The sequence below is a fragment of the Nocardiopsis sp. CNT312 genome, from assembly GCF_000515115.1.
In the GTDB taxonomy this organism is placed as follows: domain Bacteria; phylum Actinomycetota; class Actinomycetes; order Streptosporangiales; family Streptosporangiaceae; genus Nocardiopsis.
The window spans coordinates 50,750-71,383 of sequence record NZ_AZXF01000027.1; the positions used below are offsets into that span (position 1 = coordinate 50,750).

Consider the following 20,634-nt stretch of genomic DNA (forward strand, 5'->3'; position numbering starts at 1 on the left):
TATTCAGCCCGGTATGCCGTTTTCACTGGTCAAGTCCACCAAACGGCCCGTGTGGGCCCCAGCCCCCGCACAGCGCCCACAACACCAGGCTGGGCGGGGTCGGGGGCCGGTGCGGGGCGCTGAACGGCCCGCACCGGCCCCGGCCGCCAGCCCTGGGTCAGTCGGGGCGGATGTGGCCGGTGCAGGCCAGCCACGCCCGGTAGCGGGCCCGCACCCGCTCAGGGATGGCCACCACCCGGTAGCGGGCCACCCCCCGCTGGTGGCCCACCACCAGGTGCTCGCCCTCCCACACCGGCATCGACCCCAGCAGCGCCCCGGCCCGTGAGACCTCCGCGAACGCCGCAGCGTCGCCCCCACCGCGCGGGAAGTAGGACACGTCCACACTCGTGTGCGGGCTCACCGGAAGGTGCGGGTGCGCGCCCAGAAAGTCGGCCAGCTCCCGCAGGTCCGCGATCACTTGTCGGCGCCGCTGCCCGGACGCCGCATCGCTGAAGTCCGCGATGTCGGCAGGCAGGGCGAGCCTGTCTCCGGGGTCCTGGCGGGTCGTGTCGTTGTGGTCCATGTCCTCGTGGTCCTCACCGCTGGGGTTGTCGAAGGTCCAACTCATGCCGCTGCTCCCCTCTCGTGTCCGATCGCATCCGGGTCGGTGAACACCAGCGCGTCCTCGTGCTGGACCACATGCACCGGGATCCCCGCTTTGCGCAGGCGGCGGGTCTCCACCATCTGGAAGAACGAGGACCGCGCCACCACCTGACCCCGCTCCCCCTCACGCAGCGCACACAGCAGAGCCGCGCACCGGTCCACCTGCACCAGACCCGCCCGCCGGCCCGCCTCCGCCACCTGCCCCGGGAAATCCACCAGACGCCCCTGGCTACGGAACGGGCGGGCCGTCACCACGACCACCCCGCCCGGCGCCAACAAAGGCCGGCACGCCGCCAGGATCCGCGCGAAGGAGGCCAGCAGCTCCTGGGGCCGCTGGTAGGCCAGGTTCACCACCTCACCTTCGGGCCGGTTCCGGCGGCTGCGGGTGTAGGTGTGGGCGTACTTCTCCACCGCCTCCGCGCCGTCACGCCGCGAGCGCACCTGCCCGTGGGTCATCGACCCATAAGGCGGCGAGGTCAGCACCAGACGCACCCGCCCCGCCAGCGAAGCGGCCAACTCCGTAGCCACCTCGGCGCCGTCACCGGTATGCACCGCGCCGCGGCCGGGCGCCCCGGAGCAGGCGGCCGCTTGCAGGTTGAACCGGGCGGTGGAGGCCCACTTGGGCTCCAACTCGATCCCCACCGCGTCCCGCCCCAAGTGCAGCGCCTCGATGAGGGTGGTGCCGATCCCGCACATCGGATCCAGCACCAGGTCCCCGGGCCGGGTGTAGACACCGATGGCGTGGCGGGCGATCGCGGGCAGCATCTTGGCGGGGTGTTCCACCGACAGGCGCGAGTAGCGCTCCCCGCGCTGGCGGGCGGCCTGCTGCTGGCCCGTGACCCACACCGACCACCCAGCACCCGACGGAGACTGCTGCTGTTCGGGGTGACCATCGCAAGGGCCGTCGCCACCGCAGCAGGGGCGGTCGGAGCCGTTGTCGGGACGGGGGCAATCGTTCTCGTCGCAGTCGCGGGTCATGCGACCACCTCCACCGCGCCGCGCTCCGGGCGGGAGCGGTATCCCCGCCCCGGAAGGCGGAACACCGACACGTTCAGGTGCGCGGGCGAGGTGATGGTGGCCGCCGCCCGCGCGGCCGAGACCGGCAAAGCCTCCCCCACATCCGGGTCGAGGTCGAGGTCGGGGTCGGGGTCCTCGTCCCGGACGGGGGCCGGGCCGCCCAGCCCCTCCTCGCACACCGGCACGGTCAACGCGATCACGTGCTGCACATACACCAGCCCCGCACACTCCGCCGCCCGCACCACCCCCGGTGCCGGGTCCACCACGGCGCCCCGCGCACGGTGCGCGACCGGGGTGATGGCCGCGACGATCCCGCCCGGGCGGGTGAGCAGCGCGGCGAAGGCCACCCGCGCCCGGGTGCGCCGTTCCCGGCCCCGCCACTCCTGCTCCAGCGCGGGCAGCACCGTCACCGTCAGGTGCGCCCACCCGGCGCCGAACACCGTCACCTTCTCGCCCTGGTCGTATGCGGCGCGCGAGGCCGCCTGGCCGGTGCGGTCCTGCTCGCGGGCCAGCTCCGCGAGGCGGCCCCCGGTCCCGGTCAGGTCCGCGACCGCCTCCCCCGGGCGGGTGTACTCGGCCACCAGCCGGGACGCCAAACGGTCGGGGACCGCCACCTCCCCCACCCCCGGACGGGTGCCGGGGTGGGGGAGGTGGGGTGCGCACGGCCACACCGCCAGCGGCGGCCTGCCCTTGGGGGTGTCATAACCCTGGTGTGTCATCAGGTGCCCTCCAGTCTTTCCTTCTCGCCCTGACACCCCCCTAAGAAGCCCTCCCCACCCGCGGATGCGACACCGACCCCGGAGAAACAGCCCCGGAAGAAGCAAAAGAAGGTGAAGGACGTCGTCCCGCACCAGACCCCAGGGCCGGGGTCTGGTGCGGGGCGGCGGCCCTCACCCGCGCACGCGGGCACCTCTCACGGCCGGTGCACCTCGCGGCGACAGGAACAGCCCGCCTCCTGGAGCATGTCCCGCACCAGCGGCGGGAAGGGCAACGCCAGGAGCAGGGCCAGACGGTCCAGGCCGATGCCGTGACAGCAGCGGCCGGTGCGCTTGTCGTGCACCGCCAGGTGGTGGCCGCACCCGCACACCGTGCCCGGACCGCGCTCGGAGCGGTGCACCATGCCGGGCCAGCCGTCGTCGACGTAGTAGTCCTGCAGCAGGCGGCGGGCCCGGTTGACCGTCCCGACCAGGGCCAGGGTGACGCACAGACCGGTCAGGGCCAGGGTGTAGTCCCAGCCCACACACGCGGTGGTGTTCCAGGGCCAGATGCCGTTCAACACGTGGATACTCCCTCGGGTATGTGGAAGGCGGGGTGCGCGCCTCGCGCGGGGTCGCGCACCCCCTTCGGGGCGGGCCTCAGGCGTGGATGGAGCGGTAGCGGCGGGGCCGCTCGCAGGCGAGCACGGCGTAGCCTTCCTTGGCCAGGCGGGCAAGGTTGTTCTGGATCGCGCCGATGGAGCGGCCCTGCAGGAGATGGCTGATAGCGGTGGCGGTGAACTCCTCGGCCGGCTCGGAGTCCAAGATGGCGCGCACCATCAGCTTGAGCTGGCCGGGGGCCAGGCGGGTGCTGCCCGTCACCGGGTTCACCCCCGCCTCGGGTCCCGCGGCCCCGGTCAGGGACACCGCACCGGGCCTCGCCTGGACCGGGGCCGGGGCTGCCGCCGGTGCGGTAGCGGTTCCCGCTTCGGGCACCTCAGCGGCAGGGGTGCTCTCGCCTCGGTCGGGAACAGGCTCCGCCTGCGCCGCGTCCCCGCCCTCGGGCACGGTGTCGGTGTCGGTGTCGGTGTCGGCAGGGTCGGCGGTCTGGTCCACCTCGGGCCCGTCCCCGGTCGAGGTGGCTGCCTCGACCTCGGAGAAGGCGGTGCCCCGGTCCGTCTCCGGCCCGTCTCGGTCAACGGAGACGGTCTCGGGGGCGGGGGCGGCTTCCCACCGGTCGGGGAGGCGGCGCCGTCCCTCGCGTCCGCCCGGGGTGCGCACCGCCAGCCCGTCCTTCTCCAGGGCGGGCATGTGCTTGCCCAGGGTGGACCTGGCCACCCCCGCCGCCTCGGCCAACTCGGTCACGGTCGCGGGCCCAGGCGCCTCGGCCAGAACAGCCAGCACGAGGTCGCGGGTACGGGCGGCACTGCGGCGCACGGGCGCAGCGGTCGTCGTCGTGGTCATGGTGAGCAGTTCCCTTCGTCGGGGCGCGCCGAGGCACACGCTCGGCGCGCGGTGATACGGGTGTTCGGTGGCGGGGCCGCCCCGCCCCCTGTCGCGGGGCAGCCCCGAGGTGGTGCGGGTACGGTCAGGGGCGCAGGTCCAGGTGGGCGCGGGCGCGCAGCGGCGCCTGGCGGACCGGGTCGTGCAGAGCGGTGGGGGTCAACGGCATGGACCAGGCCCCGACCGACTGGCCGCGGTCGTACATGGTCAGCAGGGCCCGGCCCCGCGTGGAGACGTACTGCACCGCGCAGGTGGTGAAGGTGATCCGCGGGTCCTCTCGGAAGGTGTAGGTGTCGGTGACCGTGGTCAGGCTGGCCTCGGTGCGCGCATAGGCCGGGCGCCGGTGCAGGTCCATGCCGTAGACGCCCATGTCGCCGCGCAGGGCGCGGATGAGGGCGCCGGTGCGCATGGCGCGGTGGGCCCAGGAGTCGATGCAGTCCCAGGTCTGCTCGGTCAGGGCGTCGGCGATCTGCCCCCAGTCGTGGTCGTAGAAGTCCAGGTCGTGGGTGAGGTCGCCGTGCCCGTAGAGGGTGACGGTGGCGCGGTTGTCCGGCGCCAGGGAACGGGCGCGGGTGAGGTTGATGGTGTTCTGGTTCAGCCCTGCGGTGATCAGGGTTGCCGGGCCCGCCCGGTGCAGGCGGCGGAGCATGCCGGGGGTGACCTCCTGGTCAGCGAAACGCTCACGCAAGGTGCGGTAGCCGGTCACAAGGTGTCCCTTCGTTGGGGCGCGCCGAGGCACACGCTCGGCGCGCGGTGATACAGGTGTTCGCGGTGGCGGGGGCCGCCCCGCCCCGCTTGGTCGCGGGGCAGCCCCCGAGGGGAAGGCGCCGGGGTCAGGTCCGGGTGCTCCGGCGCAGGTAGGCATCGACCCGCTCGCGCACCCGAAGGGCGGCGGGCCCGGCCGTGAGCGGGTTGGCGATCCGGTAGGGCGCCGCGCTGGCGTGGCCGCCCCGGTCGAACACCCGCACCAGGACCCGGGTATCGGGGTCGTGGTCGCAGGGGGCCTTGACGGTCACGGTGATGTGAGGGCTGGTGCGGTCGGTGTAGTGGTCGATGTAGGTCTCCCTCCCGTTGACCAGGGGGAAGGCGGTACGGGCGTCGGGGTCGAACCCGCGTGCCCGCAGTTCCCGGCGCAGCCGCTGCCCGGTGGGCCGGATCCGGGCGGCCTCGTCGATCCAGTCGTCGAGGCAGTCGCGGGAGGTCTCATCGATGGCAGCCACCAGGTACTCCCAGTCCCGGTCCCCGTAGCCGCAGGGGAAATCGGCGAGGTCCTGGCGCAGGTCGCCGTGGCCGTAGACGATGTAGCGGGCGGCGTCGGCCGCATCAAGGCGCCGCGAGTGCATGACGCGGAACCGGCGGGTCAGGGCGTCGGCGACGATGACGCCGCCGGGACCGATCCGGTGCAGGGCGCGCACCGTCTTCGGGGTGATCTCCGCGTCGGCGAACCAGTCGCCCGCCCAGGAGGTGGTCATGTGCTCACGCATGGTGTTCTCCTTCGGGCGCGCCGGGCCCAGCGCTCGGCGCGCGTCGTACACGGGTGTTCGCGGTGGTGGGGCCGCCCCGCCCCCTTGTCGCGGGGCGGCCCCCGGGCTCGGGGGTCAGCCGTGGGTGCGCAGGGCGTCGGCGACCGTGCTGGCGATCAGGCGGCTGGTCGAGGTGTGGGAGAACACCCCGCCGGCCTCCAGGGACAGCTCGCCCCTGGGCTGGGTCCCATCACCCCGCCCCGCGATACGGATACGGGTGGGCTCGATAAACCCGAAAGTGACCGTGATCTGGACGAACCGGGCGGCCCCGCCCAGGCGGTAGTGGTCCCTCATCCAGGGCAGCCCCTCCCCGGGCGGGCCGCACACGGGCGCCCCGTGCAGGTACACCCCGGCGTCGGCGAGGAAGCTGCGCAGGTCGTGGACCTGGAGGTTCATGGCGCGGACCTCGGGCCAGGTGTGCAGCCAGTCCCCCGCGATGTCGGCCAGGTCCCGGGCGAGGTCGTCGTCGGTGGGCTCGCCGTCGTAGACCTCGGCTACCTCGTCCAGCCCGGCGCTGGTGGCGATGATCATCCGGCGCGGGTTGGCGGCCTCGCTGACGGTGACCACCTCGACCTCGCGGGTGTTCTCGTGCCAGGTCAGGGCCTGGTCGGGGCCGTCGATGCGCAGCTGGGCGATGTGGCCGTTCGTGACCTGGATCGCTCCGTGGTGGTACATACTCGTGTGCACGGCACACTCCCTCTCATGGGTGCTGTGTTGGGCCCGCGCCCAGCGGTCCTGGGCTCCACACCTGTCCGGTGGGCGCGGGTGTTGCGGTGCGGCCGGCCTGGAGGTTGCCCCCTCCGGGCCGGTCGCGTCAGGCCGTGGTGACCTTCGCCAGGGGCACGAAAACGACCGGCCGTAGGGGCCCGAACTCGCTCCGGCCCGTCCCCGGCTCCTCGTGCCAGCCGGGGCACAGCGACGAGCCGTCCCGGTGGCTGTGGCAGGGCCTGGCCCAGCCCGGGGGCTGGTTCAGGGGCGGAATGTGGCGGGCCTCCTCCCCGCAGTCGGGGCACATCAGGTCCTCGCCGAACTCGTGGGGCTCGCGTCGCCTCATTGGTGTTCTCCCTTCTCAGGTGGTCGGCATGGTGCGGTGGGCTCGCAGCCGGAACAGGTCGTTCTCCGCCTGCTCGCGGTGGCGCTCGGCGCGGGTGTGGTCCTGGGCCGCCCGGCGCGCCTGGTCGCTGGGGCCCTGGGTGCGGTACAGGCGTGCCGCCCGCCCCCGGGCCGCCAGTTCCCGGACGAGGGCCTCCTCGTAGTCGGTGGCCGCCCGGCGCAGGCGCCGGGCCCGGTCGCGTTGGGCCAGCTCGGTTCCGGTGAGCGGCCGGGGCCGTTCGTTTACGTGCCGGAAAATGACGGCGATTGCGCGCATGGTGCGCATTGATAAACCCCCTTCCATTCTCGGGTGTTTCTCGTTCTCGGTCCGAGGTTCACTTGGTCGAACGGGGTTTGTCAACTCGTCCGGTGAACCTTTTTCCGCGCGTCCCGCAAACGGTGTCCGTTCACGGTCGGGACCCGATGTGACCTTGGGTGGCGTGGGTTTGTCAACTCGCGCCGCGAAACTGTGTTCCGCCCCACCCCGGAACCGTTGCCGTGTTCCGGGAACGACCCAATAGCAACTTGGGCGGGGCGGGGTTGTCAACTCGTTTCGGCGATTTTTTCGGCGCGTTTCGCGCATGGAGAGGATCCACGCGCGCGCGTGGCCGGCCGGGCGCATCAGCGGAGCCGTTCCGGGTGATCTTCATTTTCATGGAGGGCGCCGATTTGGGTGATCAAAGAAAAGGCACACAACTTGTGTTGTGTGCTTTGGGTGGTGTTTTTCGGGTGCTGGTGGTGGGAGGGGAGGGTGGGTGGGAGGAAGAGGGAGTGCAGGGGGCGGGGCGGGCTGGGCCCGCCCCGGAGAAGGAGGGGGCCGCCCGCCCCCTACGTGAAGAGGACTACCCACTGGGTATAAGTCTGGCTTGCCGCCGACCCGTTTGAGCACCGCCTGACCTGCACTGATAACGCCTGGCGCGCCCTGTTTCAGTGGCCCTCCCACAGGCGGAGTCACAGGCCCACTGATCGGCCCACTCACAGGCCCAGTCACAGGCCCTGCTGTGGCCCACATGTCTGCCGGGCCTCCACCGCGCGCCGGGGCGGCACCGACCACCCTGCTGAACCCCACCGGCCTGAACCGGGAGTGCTACCGAACGAGGTCTTGAAAGAGAGCGCGGGACTCCGGTCCGGGTTGATCGCCACAGCGTCGGAGTTCGTCCTTCAGGGCGTCGAAGCACCGGTGGACCGCGTCTTTCCTTCCCAGGGAGGCGTAATGCTTCATTTTCTCTTGGTGGAGGACTTCGTTCAGGCGGTCCACGCGAAGTGCGCAGTCGATGAGGTGTATTCGTTCTTCTTGGTCTTCGACGTAGTCCAGCAACCGAACGTACGCATCAGCAGCCATGCTTTGGAGTTTCCACCGGAGTTCGGCGAACCATTCACCCTGAACATCTGTCAGGAGATCCTGGCGATAGAGGCTTACCATCTTCCTCAACAGGGTTTCCGTGTTCGACCCGCTGGCCTTCCTCACTTCGTCGTGCAGTCCACAGAACTGGTGGACGTCGATGTCGAAGTATTCCCACTGGAGCCGGTAGCGGTTCTTCTCATTCTCCACCACCGGGACCTCAGGGCCCAGACCCAGTGCGACGCGCACGGCCTTGCGCAAAGTCGAGACCGCGTTGGACCTGAACCGGCGTGCCTGCACCTCGGGCATCTGTGGGGCGAGGACTTCCGTCAGCTCCTGGTGCCAGACACCCTCTCGGGGACCGAGGGCCAAGACGGCGAGCAGGGTGTAGGTGCTGGTACGCGTCCCCTGAAGAACATCGTGGCCCTCGACCTCGCACACCACCTGGGGAGCGAGCAGCCGTACCTGTGCCCTGGCCGGTGTGTGGGTGCCGGGCGCAGTTTCGGCCCGCTCCTCCTTGGCCTGGTAGGGCTCGTCCCCACCCGTTCCCTTCGCGGCTTCGGTGCCGGGGCAGGGCTCGTGGCTGTCGTCGGCTTCAGGGTGTTCCTCTCCTGCGTCATCAGACGTCGCAGGCTGTTCTTCCTCGTTCTCCTGGCCGAACGCGGTCTCCTCCTCGGTTTCAGGGGTGTGCTCGGGGACCGCTGGCGGCTCCTGCGGGTCAGGGGTGTCTTCGTGTTCTTTCCGTTCCTGCGGCGGGCTCCACAACCGCAGAGCACCGCCGATCGCTTCTCTCCCGCCGTGGGCGCGGACCCGAACACGGCGGGTGTCTGAGCAGTCCACCGTGACCGCAGCGCCCTCGCTCTGACCGAGCACGCACACCACCGCCCCGGGAGTACCGGTGAGCGCCGCCGACAGGCCCTGATCGGCGTCGAGGTCGCCCGCTTCCACCACGGCCAGCACAGGCACAGCGGCAGGGGAAACCGCGCCGCCCCCGTCACCGTGCTCGTCCCGCTGCCGGGCCAGGGACAGCAGCTCGGCCTCCACCGCGACCCGCACCTGCGCCAGGCCGGAGGCCACCTGCACACCCCCCAGCGGGATACCTTCCGCGACCAGGGCGGTCGCGGCCGTGCGGGTGGCGACCACCGGGGCCGGGGCGTGCCCGGCGACGACGGCCGCGAGGACGCTCGCCGCGTGGGTTCCGGCGAACGCCACACCCCCGGAGGCATCCACCCGGCCGGTGTCGGAGACCAGCAGGTACCCGTCCCCGTCCAGGACACCACGGGAGAGCCCTTCGCCATCCTGGCGCAGCAGGACCTCCTGGTCCTGAGCGGCGTCATCGACGACAGACCCGCCCGACAATGCACCTGCCCCGAAGGCCGCATCGGCGGCCGGTCCGGGCCTGCTGTGTTCGGTCGGGGCCCGTCGCCGTCCGGCCGTATACCCGGCCGCCGCTCCCACCGCCCCGGACACGGCGGCGGCCCCGGCGGCAGCAAGCACAACGTTCTCTCCCACACCGGTGGCCGTGCCCGAGCCCGCCCTTTCTGAGACCCGTTCCGTGGCGGTCTCCCCGGAGGACGCTTCAGGTTGGGAGGCCGCCGACCGCTCGGGAGCCGGGGCCGGGGCGGTGGGGCGCTGGAGGGTGTAGGAGATCTCCACCCGCCGGTGCTGGCCATAGAAGGCATGCGGCTGCGCAGGGGGCTGGGCCGAACCCAGACCAACCACCTGGATCTCCACCCCGGCCTCCAACCGCTCGGCCACATGGTCGGCCACCGCCCGGGCACGGCGCTCAGACAGGCCCTGGTTGTAGAAGGGGTCGCCGACCGGGTCGGTGTGCCCGCTCACCACGACCGGCTCGCCGGGGCGGGCGAACTCAGCGATGAGAGCGATCGTGGGCTCCAGGGACCGGGCCATCTCGGGGGTGAGCTCGGCCGAGTCGAAAGCGAACCCCGCCAGCGGCAGGACACGGTCGGTCCTGCCCTGCGCCTGCTGATCCTGGGCTGTCGGGGTTTCCTCCGCAGGAGGCGTGTCGACCACGGTCGGCGCTTGGGCTGTCGCCTCGGTCGTGTGCGCGGCCAGGGCCGTGGTCTGGGTCGAGGTCGCGGCCGTGCCCCCGGCCACCAGCACCCACACCAGGCGGACCAGCCCCACCCGGGGCACCAGCCCCACCCGGGGCACCAGCCCGCGCGCCAGCGCGAGGACGTCCGCGGCCACGACCACCAGGTGGGCCGCCCACACCGCCCACAGGAACACGACGAAGAACGCCAGCACCACCTCATCAGGGACGCTGCCCGCACGCAGGTACTGGAGGAACCACGCCCAGGTGGCCTCCTCCCCCAGCGGCCACTCCAGGCCGCTGGCCAGCCACGGCGGCCCGACCAGCAAAAGCACCGAGACCGCGACCTCGCACGCCACGGACCACACGCTGCGCGGCATACCTCTCCCCCTTCTTCGTTGTCGTGCGATCTGTTCCAAGACACGGGGCCACGCAGCCCCCGTGAGGGATCACCCCGGCGGGGGTTGGAGCGCGCTCGCGGAGTGCGGGTACTCGGGGGCGGCCCGGCGGGCCCGGCCCGGGGCCGCCCTCGGGGGGCTTCGACCGCTCAGCGGATGTCGGTGACCACGGAGTGGATCTCGCTGACCGGCAGCGCGACCGTGGACTCGGTGGTCAGATCCTCCAGCCCTCCACCGGTGCCGTCGGTGGCCGACCAGGACACGGCCCACTCCCACACCGCTCTCACCGCCACCGTGTCCCCCGCCCCGCCCGGAGGCAGGGAGGTGTAGGTGTGGCCGCAGTCCGGGGAGCCCTCCTCCCGGTAGGTGCGCGCAGAGAACACCGTGCCGGGCCCGGCGCACACCACCTCGTGGCCGTCACCGGTGTCCCACACCACCCGCCGGGGCGCGGCGACCACGGTCACCGACCCGCGCTGACCGAGGCGGTCGCCGACACCGGCGCCCAGTCCCCCTCGTCCACCCACATCCAGGAGGGCATGTTCACGAACCTGGGACGGCCCAGGGGCGGCGCGGTGCCGATGTCGGGCCCAGGCGGGCGCATCGCCGCCCGCATCCGCTCCGCCAGCGCGGCCGGATCGAACCCCGCTTCCGCCGCGGTCTCCAGGACCGCGCTGCACCGGGCCGCGCCCCTGGGTACCTCCTGCGGGCCCTCCAGGCCCGACCGCGCGAACTCCTCGTCCCACACCACGCACTCGGGGCCGCTGCCCGTGCTGGCGCTCTCGCTGGGACGTATGCGAGGCGGAGGCGGTTCTCGGGGCGGGCTGTGGGCTCCGGCTGTGCATCCCGTCGCAGAGCACTCGACGTTGTGGGAGAAGCGCCCGTCATCGGCCAGGGCTGGCGCAGCGCTGGCCAGGACACAGCACATTCCGATACCTACGACGGCGCCTCGTTCACGCAGGCTCAGCACTGGTCGAACTCCCCCAGCCACAGTTCCTCGACCTTCCACTGCCCGGCCTGTTCGGTGACCGTGGCCACGAACAAGCGGGTGTTGCGTGCCGAGGCCTCACGAGGGGGATGACCCTCCAGCACCCACTCGCTGTTGTCCATGCAGTCCTCGACCACGACCTGCGGGGGATCGCCGTCAAGGTCTGCCTCCACCACTTGGGGACGCAGCACTGGCTCCCCTGTAGCCGTGGCACCGTCCAGCATCGCCGTGGTGAGTTCGAGTGCCTGGCCTGAGGCGTACCCGTCCAGGTCCGGGTGGTCCTCAGCGCCTTCCAGGGAACCGTCGACCAGGGCCCCCATCATCCCGCGGTAGGCCTCCAGCGCCAGCTCCTCCGCCGGTGGGCTGGCCTGCGCCGTGCGAGTCGGTGGCGCGGGTGTCGGCTCGCCGCTCCGGTCTCTCTCCTGCGCCGCACACCCGGCCAGAACCACCGCAACGGCCACCGCAACCCCACCCGCCACAGGCACGCGCATGCCCCACCGCCGTTTCCGCACCGAGCACGGCACCAGCACCGCGCTTTCGATAAGTGACACTAACCACACACAGAGTCACGGCACAACCCGTTCCCGGATACTCCTCGTGACCAAAAGTGTGAAGAGAACCACCGCGATCCGATGTCGCACGCCCCACCTGCAAAAACACGAAGACGAGGCAAAGAAAAGGGCCCGCCCCCGACAGGGAGACAGGCCCGGAGCACCGCCGGTTTCTCACGCCACAGGGGTCCGCTGCGCGTGCCACTGACGAATCAGTCCAGCCAATTCGTCCCATTCGCCAGGGATTACCGAACCAGTACTTTGGTCACAGGAATAAGGCGCAGAAGTCCGCTGCACATCAGCGGAAGGAGAAGACCTTCGCAGGTTGGCGCGTTGGCGCTTTTCATGCGCCACCAAGTAAGGGCGCACCGCCGCCACCCCGTCGTCATCCACACACCAGCCGAACTCCGGCAGCTCCACCACCGCGCCAGAACGGGCCCCGCCCCCGCCCTCGGTGAAGAGCGCCCACGACCGATCCGCGTGGACGCGGCGCGCCTCGTCATAGCGCCTGACCCACCCCGGCTCACCGCACGAAGGCGGGCCCGGGGGGTGAGAGGCCACCGGGCGCGGCTGCGGCAACCGCTGGGGTGAAGGTGTCGTGCGCTGGGGCGGCGCGGGCTTCACCCCCACGATCGCCGCGAGGACCGCTCCCACGGCCCACCGCGCGCGGCTGGCCCATCCCTGTCGGCGCCTGCGGTGCCGACCCGTAGCATGGCTCATAGATCTTCCTCCTGGGTGCTTCAGGTGGTGGATTACGCCTCGGCCGGTGGTGGCTCATCGGTCGAGGCGGCTTCTCTTCTGTTGTGCTTCGCCGCTTTTGCGGCTTCGGTGTGTGGGCGGGACGGGTGTCAATGGCCCCGAACTCGATCACGTGCGGGGCTGCGCTTCCTCACCCCGCCCGACACGACGCGAACTCGCTATCCCCCTCTCCCGCCCGGCGAGGGCAGGGCACAGGGAGCGTTCCTCAAGGCATGCACAGGCATGGCAAATAACCTCATTTCGGACATGAGAATGAAGCCGGTCGAATGGGAATGGTCGCGTTCACCCGGGCTGAACAGCGGTTTTGATGCTTCCCCATACTCGCGAGAAGTTTCAACCCGAACGGTTCAGAAAAGTCTTGGGGACACGAAAAAGACGGGCGGAGGGCACTTCCGGGAAGCGCCCACCCGCTCCCCCGCACGTATCCATCGCGCTGCGGGCACCCATGCTCCCGGATCGGAAGGCCGCCCGTGCCCGCAGCGGCGGTGCGGGCACGGGCGGCCCGACCGAACGGCCGCCGCGAACCGGGCCTTACTCCTCCGGCTCATGCTCGGGCAGGGGGTGGCGGCGAGCGATATCCACCAACGTGAACCGGTCGCTGGCATCCGCGGCCCGCCACACCGCCCGGGCCGGTCCCGGCCCGGCCAGGCGGGCATGGGTCGTGATGTAGACCCCCACCCGCCCGGGGACATCCGAGCGCAGCCGCGCGGCGAGGTGCTCCTCGCGCTTGTCGGAATGGACCGCGAACAGCACCACCGACGTCACCTCCCTGTAGCGCGCCAGATTCGCGTACCCGGCCATCTTGCGGCGCACCTTCTCCAGAGACTCGGTCCCGGTGTCGTACTCAAAAAAGGCGCGCAGGTCGCTCCCCTCCTGGTTCCAGCACAGGTAGCCGTCCGGGCGGATGTAGACACCCCACCGACGCGCGCACTCACGCTCGCCGTACCAGCGCACCAACTCACCCGGGCCCCGGCCGGCCTCAACGAACAGCACGAAGCTCTCGGCCAGCCCGAGAACGTGCCGCAACTGCACCGAGTACCCCAACCGCTGCGCCTGGTCAGAGCGAAAGTCCAGGTCGGAAACCTGGACCTGGCGGTGGTAGGCCAGGAGCTGTGCACCGTTCCTGCCCAGGATCCAGTGGTCGGGGAGCTTGCCCGCCGACGTGTAGCGGCGGAACCGGTCCAGCACCCCGTAGCGGTACAGGGCCAGCAGGCGCCGCCGGGCGCGCCGATCGCCCGTCTGGGGAAAGTGCACCCGGGTGATCTGGGGCGTGGTGAGCGTCTGGTGCTCATGGACATCGCAGACGATGGCCAGATCGCGTTCGGTCAACCGCGTCATCAACGACACCGGTGTGTGTGCGTACTCAGCCATCCAGAAGCCCCCTGGCAGAGGCGGACCAGAACGTATCGGCGGCCCCCGCCCGCACCCCGTGGGCCCAGCCAGCCCAGCGGACCCAGATCACCAGCACCCACCCCGCGGCCCCCGCCGCGGCGGCCACCGCCGCCCACCGCAGGTGTGCCTTCGCGCTCGACTTCATCGCCTGCCCCGCCCTCCCCTGCTCGACTACCGGCCGAGGGGAACCAGGCACCGCCGCCAGGAACGGCGGGCCCTGGTCCCCGGCCCTTCGCTCCCCTAAGAAGCCAGCGGGAAGAGCCGATGCGACACCAGCGACGCGACTTTCCCGCCCCCGGCAAGCAGCTCCAGACGCCCCGCCCCACCGGCCAGACGCCTCTCGGACCGGTCGTGGACCTCCCTGGGAACGGATGGGACAAGGGGTTACACGTGGGTGCTGTCGGTCCGTGAGAACACCAGGTCGCTCATTTCGGTGACCTGCCGCTCCCACCGTCGTGGCGGTTCGGGTGCGTCGATGGCGGCAGGGTAGGTCGTCGCGTCATAGTCATTGACGATCCGGTAGGTGTGGAAGCCCGCCTGACGCAGGGGTGTGATCACGTCTTGGACGTCCAGTCCTTGTTTGGCAAGGGTTCTGGGGGTGACCTCGATGATCAGTTCGGCGTCGGGGCGCAGCAGGTCGAGGAGGGGTGACAAGCTCTGGACCGCTGCGGCTTCGGCCCCTTCGACGTCGATTTTGATCAGGCGTGCGCTGCGGATCTCAGCGGGTGTGACGATGGCCGCGAGCGGCATGGCGCTGGTGTGGAAGGATGCGTGTACGAGGCGTGGTTTGACCATGGAGGTGCCTCCGGGGTTTCCCGGGTCGGCCATGTACATCTCGACCTGGCCGGGTTCAGCCGCTACCGCGTAGGACACGGTGCGCACGTTGTCGGCCTGGTTGAGCTGGACCGCGGCGCGCAGATGCGGGAGAAAGCGCGGGGAGGGTTCAATGGCCACGACGCGGCCGGTCGGGCCGACCCGCTGGGAGGCGAGCATCGTGTAGTAGCCGATGTTCGCGCCGACGTCCACGAAGGTGTCCCCCGTTTTGAGGCGTCGGCGGATCCAGGCGCTCAAGTGGGGTTCCCAGGTGCCGAACATGTACAGATAGCGCTGGATGATGTCGCTGGTGTGGACCAGGAACCGGCTGCCGTGGCGGGTCTGGGCCACGGCGGTGGCGGGGTAGTGGATGAGGTCCTGGTCCAGCCGTCGCACGGCTCGGCTGGGGACTGCTGTGGGGGTACGGCGGAGGGCCGTCCTCAGGGCTGTTCGGGTCACGGAATGCATCGGCGGCTCCAAGAGGGAGGGCGTGTGGAACGGGTTCCTACGGTGTTCTTGCTGGTCGGTTTGACCGGTTCGGGCAAGACGACGTACGCGCGGTCGGTGCTGGAGCCACGCGGTGTGGTGCGGCTGTCGGTGGATGAGGAGGTCCATCGTCGGCACGGCCGGTACGGGGTGGACTATCCGGAGTGGGAGTACTTCGAGCGCCAGGCCCCGGTCGTGGACTGGGTTCGTGAGCGTCTGGTCGAGTTGCTCTCCCGAAGGTGCGATGTGGTGTTGGACCACGGTCTGTGGCGGTGCACCGAGCGGGAGGAGTGGAAGAAGCTGGTCGAGGCCTCGGGGGGCCGGTGGCGGCTGTTGTACTTCCCCGTGTCCCAGCAGGAGCTGCTGCGCCGTCTGGAGGAGCGGAACCGTCGTGAGGACGCCAACGCGTTGACGGTGACGCCGGAGGCGTTGGCGGACTTCGTGGCCCGTTTCGATCCGCCAGAGGGTGAGGGTGAGGAGGTCATCGCTGCCGACTCGTTCCCGGCGGGGCCGGCCGCCACCGGGTGAGGATGGGGTGGGCTTCGTCCTGCCATGTGGACGGGGTGTGGTCGAGGGTGGCGGGACGGAAGGCGAGAGCGGGATCGGTGGTGTCGATCCGCCCGTTGTTCTGGCGGAGGTGGTTGAGGAAGCGGGCCGCTTCGTGGCGGACGGCTGGGCTGGCCTCGGTCCAGATGCCGGAGGCGAATCGGGCGATCCTGCGCTGTAGGTCGGCTTCGATGCCCGCGCGCCATTTGAAGTGGTGCACGGTAGCGACGCGGCCGTGAGCGGGATGGTGTCCGGGTGCGCGGTGGTTGCCGGTGGCGAGGGGGACGTCGGCGCGGGCCAGAACGATCTTGCGGGGGTCGCCCAATAGGAGCCGGTGGGTGAGCCAGCCGCCCAGCGGGTAGGCGGTGTCCAGGCGTTCACGGGGGTCCGCTTCGCTGGGTTCTCCTTCTTGCGGGTTCCAGTCGGTGAGTGCTCCGTCGCGGGTGACGCGGTCGAGGAGCAGTCCTCGGACGACGGTGTGGGCTGCCTGTTCCGCGGTGGTGATCGTGTCGGCCAGCGAGGTGGTGAAGGTGTGGAACTCGTCGCTGTCGGCGATCAAGTGCCATCCGTTTCCGGCGCGGGCTCGGAGGTGGTCACGGATGCGGGCGTTGGTGCTTTCGTGCCAGGGACTGTGATCAGCCAGGGCGGGGGTGATCCCGTAACGGGCCAGGGTTTCGCGTAGCCGGTGTTCGGTGCCGGGGGGCGCGTGTTCGGGCAGGTGGAGGGCGAGGTGGAAGTCCTCGACTCCGAGGGCACGGTAGTGGGCGACCCAGGCGTGGAGCAGAGGTGTCTCGACAGGGCCGATGACGGCGATCAGGGGCAGGCTCATGGCATCAGTTCCTTGAAGAGGGCGAGCGCCTGGTGCGGGGTGTGCAGTGCGAGGTCTTTTGTTGCGGTGTGCGGTGGCGGGGGTAGTGGGTGTGTTGCCGCGTGGTCGATGGTGGCGGCGAGCGCGGACGGGTTTCGTGCGGGCAAGACCGTTGCCCAGGTACTGACGCGGCGGGTGAGGTCGGGGTCGTGGTCGGAGACCAGGAGGGGAACGCCGAGCCGGGCGCAGTCGGCGACCAATCCGGACTCCTTGTCCACACCGGGGTGGCGCAGGACGGTGGTGAAGTCGGCGGCGGCGTAGACCCGGCGGATGTCGGCGGGGGCGAGTGGTCCGGTCAGGTGCCGCAGTGTGACCTGGGGTGCTGCGGCGATCCGGCGCAGGAGCCCCGGCTGGGTGGGCTCGCCCGCGACGAGGACGTGCAGTGGACGGGTGAGGTGTTCCAGTGCGCTGGCCAGGGTGGCCATGTCCTTGTGGGGCCACCATCCACCGACCACGCAGAGGACCGGCGTGTTGTCGGGGAGGCCGAGGTCGCGGCGGGCCTGTGGGCGTTCGTCAGCGGTGATCCGCTCGTCGGTTTCGGCCAGGGCGAAGGGGTGAACCGTGGTCACCAGGTTGGGGAAGAGGGCGCGGATCTGGTTCCCGACCGCCGCTGTGGGGCACACGGCCGCGACGCGGCGGGTGGGGGCCAGGCGTCCCACGGCCCGGAGGGGGCGGTCTTCGGTGGTGTTGACCTCGTGGACCACCCGCACGTGCGACGTTTGTGACAGCAGGCGAGCCATCGCGTGGAGGGCCTCGCTGGCGGTCAGGATCACGACGCTCTCGGGTTCGCGACTCAGCGTGTGACGGGCGGTGCACAGGGAGGCCGCTTCGGTCAGGCAGCGGGCGATAAGGGTGATCTGGTGCGGTGACCGGCGGTGAGGCAGCAACCGGCGAGCGATCGAAGACGCCCTGTGTGTCCTCTTCGCCAGAGCGAGGAAGAGTCTTCCCGTGGGTCCGTGGGGGCGGGTGAGCACAAGCACCCTGTGTCCCTGGAGGCTGCGGTGGAGGTGGGCGGGGATGCCGTTGAGGGTGACCACGACGGCTTGGCGATCCTCGGCCGCAGCCGCCGCGGCGAGGCGGACGAGGGCCTCCTGCCAGTGCCCCGCGTGCTCGGTGGCCGGTTCGACCAGCACCACTGGCCGCTTCACGGCTGCTCCTGGGAGAGTGTGCCGAACCGGGCGCGCAGCCACACGGGATCGTTCAGCCGCTGCCAGGCGGGGCTGTCGACAGGCAGAGTACGAGCGAACGCGGTGCCGTCGGCGGCTCCGCGCCGTACCCAGGGGGTGAAGCGGCCTCCGACCGGTGCGGACCAGGCGCGGATCTGTGCGCGGGTGGTGTCGGGGTCGGCTCCGTACTCGCAACCGCGGGTGAGCATCGCGACTTCGCGGAACGCGGCCTTCCAGGCGTGGTAGGGGCTTTGGTCGAAGCGGGTGGTGCCCGCTACCTGGGCAGAGAACTCGACACTGCCGGGCAGGGCGGCCAGTACGTCAACGGCCTCGCCCACGTTGCGGAGGCAGTCGCGGCGGATGAGTTTCATACCGCCGTATCCGTAGGTGCCTTCGGTCGCGGGGTTGACGGCCTTCCACACCCGCATCGCCAGATCCTCGGAGAGGGGTTCGGGGTCGGGGGCGAAGGCGGGGTGGATGTCGAAGTCGCCGTCGGCGAGTAGGAAGGTGTCGGTGTCTACGAGTTCCGCGGCCAGACGGTAGGCGCGGCGCATGCCGACCACGCCGTGTAGGCGCTTGACCGGCCGTTTCAGGACGCTTTCCAGACGGGCGTGCAGGTCGTTGGCGAGGGGCTCGTCGAAGGAGAGCATCACCGCGTCGGGGCGGGACTTCACCTGATCGCCTCCAGGTAGTCGGCGGCCACCTGTTCGGGGGCCAGGTGTCGAGTGGACTCGTGGGCACGACGGCTGTGGGCATTCCAGAAGGCAGGGTCCTCCACAAGCCGGTCCACGATCTTGAGTGCGCTGTCGAAGTCGGCCTGGTCGAAGAGCAGGTCCTCGTGAATGGCTTCGGCCATCCAGGCCATACGGGGCGCGACGACGGGCACACCCATGGCGTGCAGGTCGATGATCGACATCGACCACGTGCACCCGGATCGGAAGGGAGCGAACCCCACTGTGGTGTCAGCGAGCAGGGCTCGGTAGCGCTCGCGGTCACCTTCGTCGGTGCAAACGGTGATGCCGGGGATGGCGTCGAAGCGAGCCAGGGCGTGTTCGGGGCTGGGGTCCAGGGCGACGCGCTCAGGGTCACGGCGGCCGAAGAGGTCCATCACCCGAAGCGTGAGTCCGTTACCGGTGAGCCGATGGGCCAGATCAATGAAATGGTCGGTGCCGTAGTGGCCGTAGAGACGGTGGTTGTACAGGCCCAGGGCGTGTTCGGGTGCGTCGACGTCGGCGCGGACCAGGCGTGGGTCGCGGGGTGGGGGCACGATGTGGACCCGGTCGTGGACGCCTGCCCGGTAGTGGTCGGAGACGGCCAGGGTCCAGTCGTGGGCGGTGCGGGAGTGGACGAGGATGCGGTCGCAGGCGGCCAGGCCGCTGGCGAAGGCCAGTTGGATGGGCCGTTCGAGGCCGCCGTCGCTGAAGGCGGGGTCTTTGACCAGGTGTCCGTGGTCGTCCAGGGAGAAGGGCAGGTAGTGGCAGTAGCCGACGACCTGGGCGGTGGTGTGGGCGTCGAGCATGGCGGCACGCACAGCGGGGGCGGCCTCGATCTGGTTGACCACGACGGTGTCGGGGCGGGTGGCGCGCAGGAGCTGGGCGAGGTAGCCGACGTCGTGGGTGATGCGCACCCGGTATTTTCCGGTGGCGCTGGGCGGGGGAACCATGTGGCGTACGCGGGGGTCGCTGACCGGGGTGGGGCAGACCAGGGTGATGTCGCATCCGGTGTCGGTCAGGGCGCGGGTGAGGATGTCGGCGTAGATCCATCCGGAGTCGGCGCTGAGGCGAGAGGCGTTGGAGACGTTGAGTAGGTAGAGCAGAGAGCCGGGCATCGGTGTCGCTTTCGTTGTCGGTGCTGTGTCGGCGGGCATGGCGGATGTTCGGAGCCGTGGGAGAAAGACACGGAACGCCCGCTTGTGTGGTGAGTGGAGGGCGGTGCACACTCGGCCGGCGCTCGCGTTGGAGGGTTACGCGGTTCCACCTGCTTCTGGCCGTAGGGGGCCTTCCAAGTCGCGGTAGGGCCCTATCGCGGGGGCGGGAGGTGGCGGTCGAAGATCCCCCAGACGGTGGCCATCGTCAGCACGGGTCCAGCCCATCGCCTGTCCCCCTCACCGCTGTGCGTTGCGGGAGATGACGGCCCAGACGGTGAGTGGTGCTCCCGGGACGCCCAGGAACCCCCAGCGTCGGCTGAGCCTCTCCACCAAGGCGAGGCCACGCCCGTACTCCAACCCAGGGTCGGCCTCGTTTACGTGGGGAACAGTGGTGGGTGCACCGCGCCGAGGCCCGGCGTCCATGACGGCAAGACGGATCGCGTTGCTGTCGAGGCAGGCGAGGGTGACCGTGACGTGGCCGCCCTGGCCTGAGGCCGAATGTTCCAAGGCGTTGGTCACCAACTCCGAGAGCAGCAACTCAAGGACGTCGGCGTCCTCTCGTGGGAGGCCGGTGACCGTCCGTGCCCAGCGGCGGGCCGCACGGACCTGCGACGAGGTGTGTCCGAACCTCGCGGCGTGGCGCCGACTGGCCTTCCCCATCTGGGGCATCAAGGAGTAACCGGGTACACGACGCGGCAGCATCGATGCCACCGCATCACCCTCCTGTCCAGTCGTTCCATCTATAACTTTCATCCGTTTTACAGCCGTCATACGCGCCTCGATCGCTTGAGTCGTAGGACCGTCCCCTTCGTTCCTGCACCTTCGATCGAACCCTGAAAGCAATGGCAAGTCACTGGGTGCGCCGACATGGTTTCTATGCCACTGGCACCGCCCCTGAACTGCTGTTTTCCAGCGAGACACGCCTTCTCATGTCTG

23 protein-coding genes are annotated in these 20,634 nt (G+C 70.5%); 1 reads left to right on the forward strand and 22 read right to left on the reverse strand.

Annotated features, from left to right (window positions below; all coding sequences use genetic code 11):
- Positions 1-157: 157 nt before the first annotated feature.
- The 17 genes from B042_RS0113530 to B042_RS0113605 form a co-directional block, all read right to left on the reverse strand.
- A complete protein-coding gene (locus tag B042_RS0113530; protein ID WP_051415676.1) occupies positions 158-607 on the reverse strand; it encodes a hypothetical protein in 450 nt (149 codons plus the stop codon).
- Positions 604-1,620, reverse strand: a complete 1,017-nt coding sequence (locus tag B042_RS0113535; RefSeq protein WP_081748777.1) for a TRM11 family methyltransferase — start codon at positions 1,618-1,620, stop codon at positions 604-606. Before B042_RS0113535 ends, B042_RS0113530 begins: the two co-directional genes overlap by 4 nt.
- The gene (locus tag B042_RS23130; protein ID WP_081748778.1) at positions 1,617-2,378 is read right to left on the reverse strand and encodes a hypothetical protein; all 762 of its coding nucleotides are present in this window, start codon (positions 2,376-2,378) and stop codon (positions 1,617-1,619) included. Before B042_RS23130 ends, B042_RS0113535 begins: the two co-directional genes overlap by 4 nt.
- Positions 2,379-2,572: 194 nt before the next feature.
- A complete protein-coding gene (locus B042_RS0113545) occupies positions 2,573-2,938 on the reverse strand; it encodes a hypothetical protein (protein WP_051415677.1) in 366 nt (121 codons plus the stop codon).
- Between the two features lie 76 nt (positions 2,939-3,014).
- Positions 3,015-3,818, reverse strand: a complete 804-nt coding sequence (locus B042_RS0113550; protein ID WP_028648754.1) for a winged helix-turn-helix domain-containing protein — start codon at positions 3,816-3,818, stop codon at positions 3,015-3,017.
- A 124-nt stretch (positions 3,819-3,942) separates the two neighbouring features.
- The gene (locus tag B042_RS0113555) at positions 3,943-4,563 is read right to left on the reverse strand and encodes a hypothetical protein (protein ID WP_028648755.1); all 621 of its coding nucleotides are present in this window, start codon (positions 4,561-4,563) and stop codon (positions 3,943-3,945) included.
- A gap of 127 nt (positions 4,564-4,690) precedes the next feature.
- The gene (locus tag B042_RS24385) at positions 4,691-5,341 is read right to left on the reverse strand and encodes a hypothetical protein (RefSeq protein ID WP_051415678.1); all 651 of its coding nucleotides are present in this window, start codon (positions 5,339-5,341) and stop codon (positions 4,691-4,693) included.
- Positions 5,342-5,455: 114 nt separating this feature from the next.
- Entirely contained in the window at positions 5,456-6,067 is a 612-nt protein-coding gene (locus B042_RS0113565; protein ID WP_028648756.1) for a hypothetical protein, read from the reverse strand.
- Between the two features lie 127 nt (positions 6,068-6,194).
- Positions 6,195-6,434: a hypothetical protein gene (locus B042_RS23140; RefSeq protein WP_036554954.1), complete on the reverse strand. Its 240-nt coding sequence runs from the start codon at positions 6,432-6,434 to the stop codon at positions 6,195-6,197.
- A 15-nt stretch (positions 6,435-6,449) separates the two neighbouring features.
- Complete coding sequence (locus tag B042_RS0113575; protein WP_155989082.1) at positions 6,450-6,749, reverse strand: hypothetical protein; 300 nt, start codon at positions 6,747-6,749, stop codon at positions 6,450-6,452.
- An 810-nt stretch (positions 6,750-7,559) separates the two neighbouring features.
- Positions 7,560-10,247, reverse strand: coding sequence for an OmpA family protein (locus B042_RS0113580; protein WP_028648758.1), 2,688 nt, complete (start codon positions 10,245-10,247; stop codon positions 7,560-7,562).
- Between the two features lie 167 nt (positions 10,248-10,414).
- On the reverse strand, positions 10,415-10,729 hold the full coding sequence (locus B042_RS23145) for a hypothetical protein (protein WP_051415679.1): 315 nt from the start codon (positions 10,727-10,729) through the stop codon (positions 10,415-10,417).
- Positions 10,726-11,232 carry a hypothetical protein gene (locus B042_RS26560; RefSeq protein WP_231494030.1) on the reverse strand — a complete coding sequence of 169 codons (507 nt, stop codon included), beginning with the start codon at positions 11,230-11,232 and terminating at the stop codon, positions 10,726-10,728. Before B042_RS26560 ends, B042_RS23145 begins: the two co-directional genes overlap by 4 nt.
- Entirely contained in the window at positions 11,226-11,711 is a 486-nt protein-coding gene (locus tag B042_RS0113590) for a hypothetical protein (protein WP_231494032.1), read from the reverse strand. Before B042_RS0113590 ends, B042_RS26560 begins: the two co-directional genes overlap by 7 nt.
- A gap of 1,380 nt (positions 11,712-13,091) precedes the next feature.
- Positions 13,092-13,931 (reverse strand): replication-relaxation family protein, encoded by an 840-nt coding sequence (locus B042_RS0113595; protein WP_028648760.1) that lies wholly within the window; start codon positions 13,929-13,931, stop codon positions 13,092-13,094.
- Positions 13,924-14,097, reverse strand: a complete 174-nt coding sequence (locus B042_RS25750) for a hypothetical protein (protein WP_155989084.1) — start codon at positions 14,095-14,097, stop codon at positions 13,924-13,926. The genes B042_RS0113595 and B042_RS25750 overlap by 8 nt, the downstream gene beginning before the upstream one ends.
- A 239-nt stretch (positions 14,098-14,336) precedes the next feature.
- Complete coding sequence (locus B042_RS0113605) at positions 14,337-15,161, reverse strand: FkbM family methyltransferase (protein ID WP_231494057.1); 825 nt, start codon at positions 15,159-15,161, stop codon at positions 14,337-14,339.
- A gap of 96 nt (positions 15,162-15,257) precedes the next feature.
- On the opposite strand from B042_RS0113605, the gene B042_RS0113610 reads away from it, so the two are divergent.
- Positions 15,258-15,779, forward strand: a complete 522-nt coding sequence (locus B042_RS0113610; protein ID WP_028648762.1) for an ATP-binding protein — start codon at positions 15,258-15,260, stop codon at positions 15,777-15,779.
- On the opposite strand, the gene B042_RS0113615 is transcribed toward B042_RS0113610, so the two are convergent.
- The 5 genes from B042_RS0113615 to B042_RS23150 form a co-directional block, all read right to left on the reverse strand.
- A complete protein-coding gene (locus B042_RS0113615; RefSeq protein ID WP_028648763.1) occupies positions 15,733-16,626 on the reverse strand; it encodes a glycosyltransferase family 2 protein in 894 nt (297 codons plus the stop codon). The genes B042_RS0113610 and B042_RS0113615 overlap by 47 nt on opposite strands.
- Positions 16,623-17,813, reverse strand: coding sequence for a hypothetical protein (locus B042_RS0113620; protein ID WP_028648764.1), 1,191 nt, complete (start codon positions 17,811-17,813; stop codon positions 16,623-16,625). Before B042_RS0113620 ends, B042_RS0113615 begins: the two co-directional genes overlap by 4 nt.
- Complete coding sequence (locus tag B042_RS0113625) at positions 17,810-18,505, reverse strand: hypothetical protein (protein ID WP_028648765.1); 696 nt, start codon at positions 18,503-18,505, stop codon at positions 17,810-17,812. The genes B042_RS0113620 and B042_RS0113625 overlap by 4 nt, the downstream gene beginning before the upstream one ends.
- On the reverse strand, positions 18,502-19,659 hold the full coding sequence (locus B042_RS0113630; RefSeq protein WP_028648766.1) for a glycosyltransferase: 1,158 nt from the start codon (positions 19,657-19,659) through the stop codon (positions 18,502-18,504). The genes B042_RS0113625 and B042_RS0113630 overlap by 4 nt, the downstream gene beginning before the upstream one ends.
- Positions 19,660-19,935: 276 nt before the next feature.
- Complete coding sequence (locus B042_RS23150) at positions 19,936-20,367, reverse strand: ATP-binding protein (protein ID WP_231494059.1); 432 nt, start codon at positions 20,365-20,367, stop codon at positions 19,936-19,938.
- Positions 20,368-20,634 lie beyond the last annotated feature (267 nt).

Bases quoted from the DNA above. Each gene is read 5' to 3' on its own strand.
- B042_RS0113530 (WP_051415676.1), bottom strand. From the start codon at position 607: ATGAGTTGGACCTTCGACAACCCCAGCGGTGAGGACCACGAGGACATG.
- B042_RS0113535 (WP_081748777.1), bottom strand. From the start codon at position 1,620: ATGACCCGCGACTGCGACGAGAACGATTGCCCCCGTCCCGACAACGGC.
- B042_RS23130 (WP_081748778.1), bottom strand. From the start codon at position 2,378: ATGACACACCAGGGTTATGACACCCCCAAGGGCAGGCCGCCGCTGGCG.
- B042_RS0113550 (WP_028648754.1), bottom strand. From the start codon at position 3,818: ATGACCACGACGACGACCGCTGCGCCCGTGCGCCGCAGTGCCGCCCGT.
- B042_RS24385 (WP_051415678.1), bottom strand. From the start codon at position 5,341: ATGCGTGAGCACATGACCACCTCCTGGGCGGGCGACTGGTTCGCCGAC.
- B042_RS23140 (WP_036554954.1), bottom strand. From the start codon at position 6,434: ATGAGGCGACGCGAGCCCCACGAGTTCGGCGAGGACCTGATGTGCCCC.
- B042_RS0113575 (WP_155989082.1), bottom strand. From the start codon at position 6,749: ATGCGCGCAATCGCCGTCATTTTCCGGCACGTAAACGAACGGCCCCGG.
- B042_RS0113580 (WP_028648758.1), bottom strand. From the start codon at position 10,247: ATGCCGCGCAGCGTGTGGTCCGTGGCGTGCGAGGTCGCGGTCTCGGTG.
- B042_RS0113595 (WP_028648760.1), bottom strand. From the start codon at position 13,931: ATGGCTGAGTACGCACACACACCGGTGTCGTTGATGACGCGGTTGACC.
- B042_RS25750 (WP_155989084.1), bottom strand. From the start codon at position 14,097: ATGAAGTCGAGCGCGAAGGCACACCTGCGGTGGGCGGCGGTGGCCGCC.
- B042_RS0113615 (WP_028648763.1), bottom strand. From the start codon at position 16,626: ATGAGCCTGCCCCTGATCGCCGTCATCGGCCCTGTCGAGACACCTCTG.
- B042_RS0113630 (WP_028648766.1), bottom strand. From the start codon at position 19,659: ATGCCCGGCTCTCTGCTCTACCTACTCAACGTCTCCAACGCCTCTCGC.
- B042_RS23150 (WP_231494059.1), bottom strand. From the start codon at position 20,367: ATGCCCCAGATGGGGAAGGCCAGTCGGCGCCACGCCGCGAGGTTCGGA.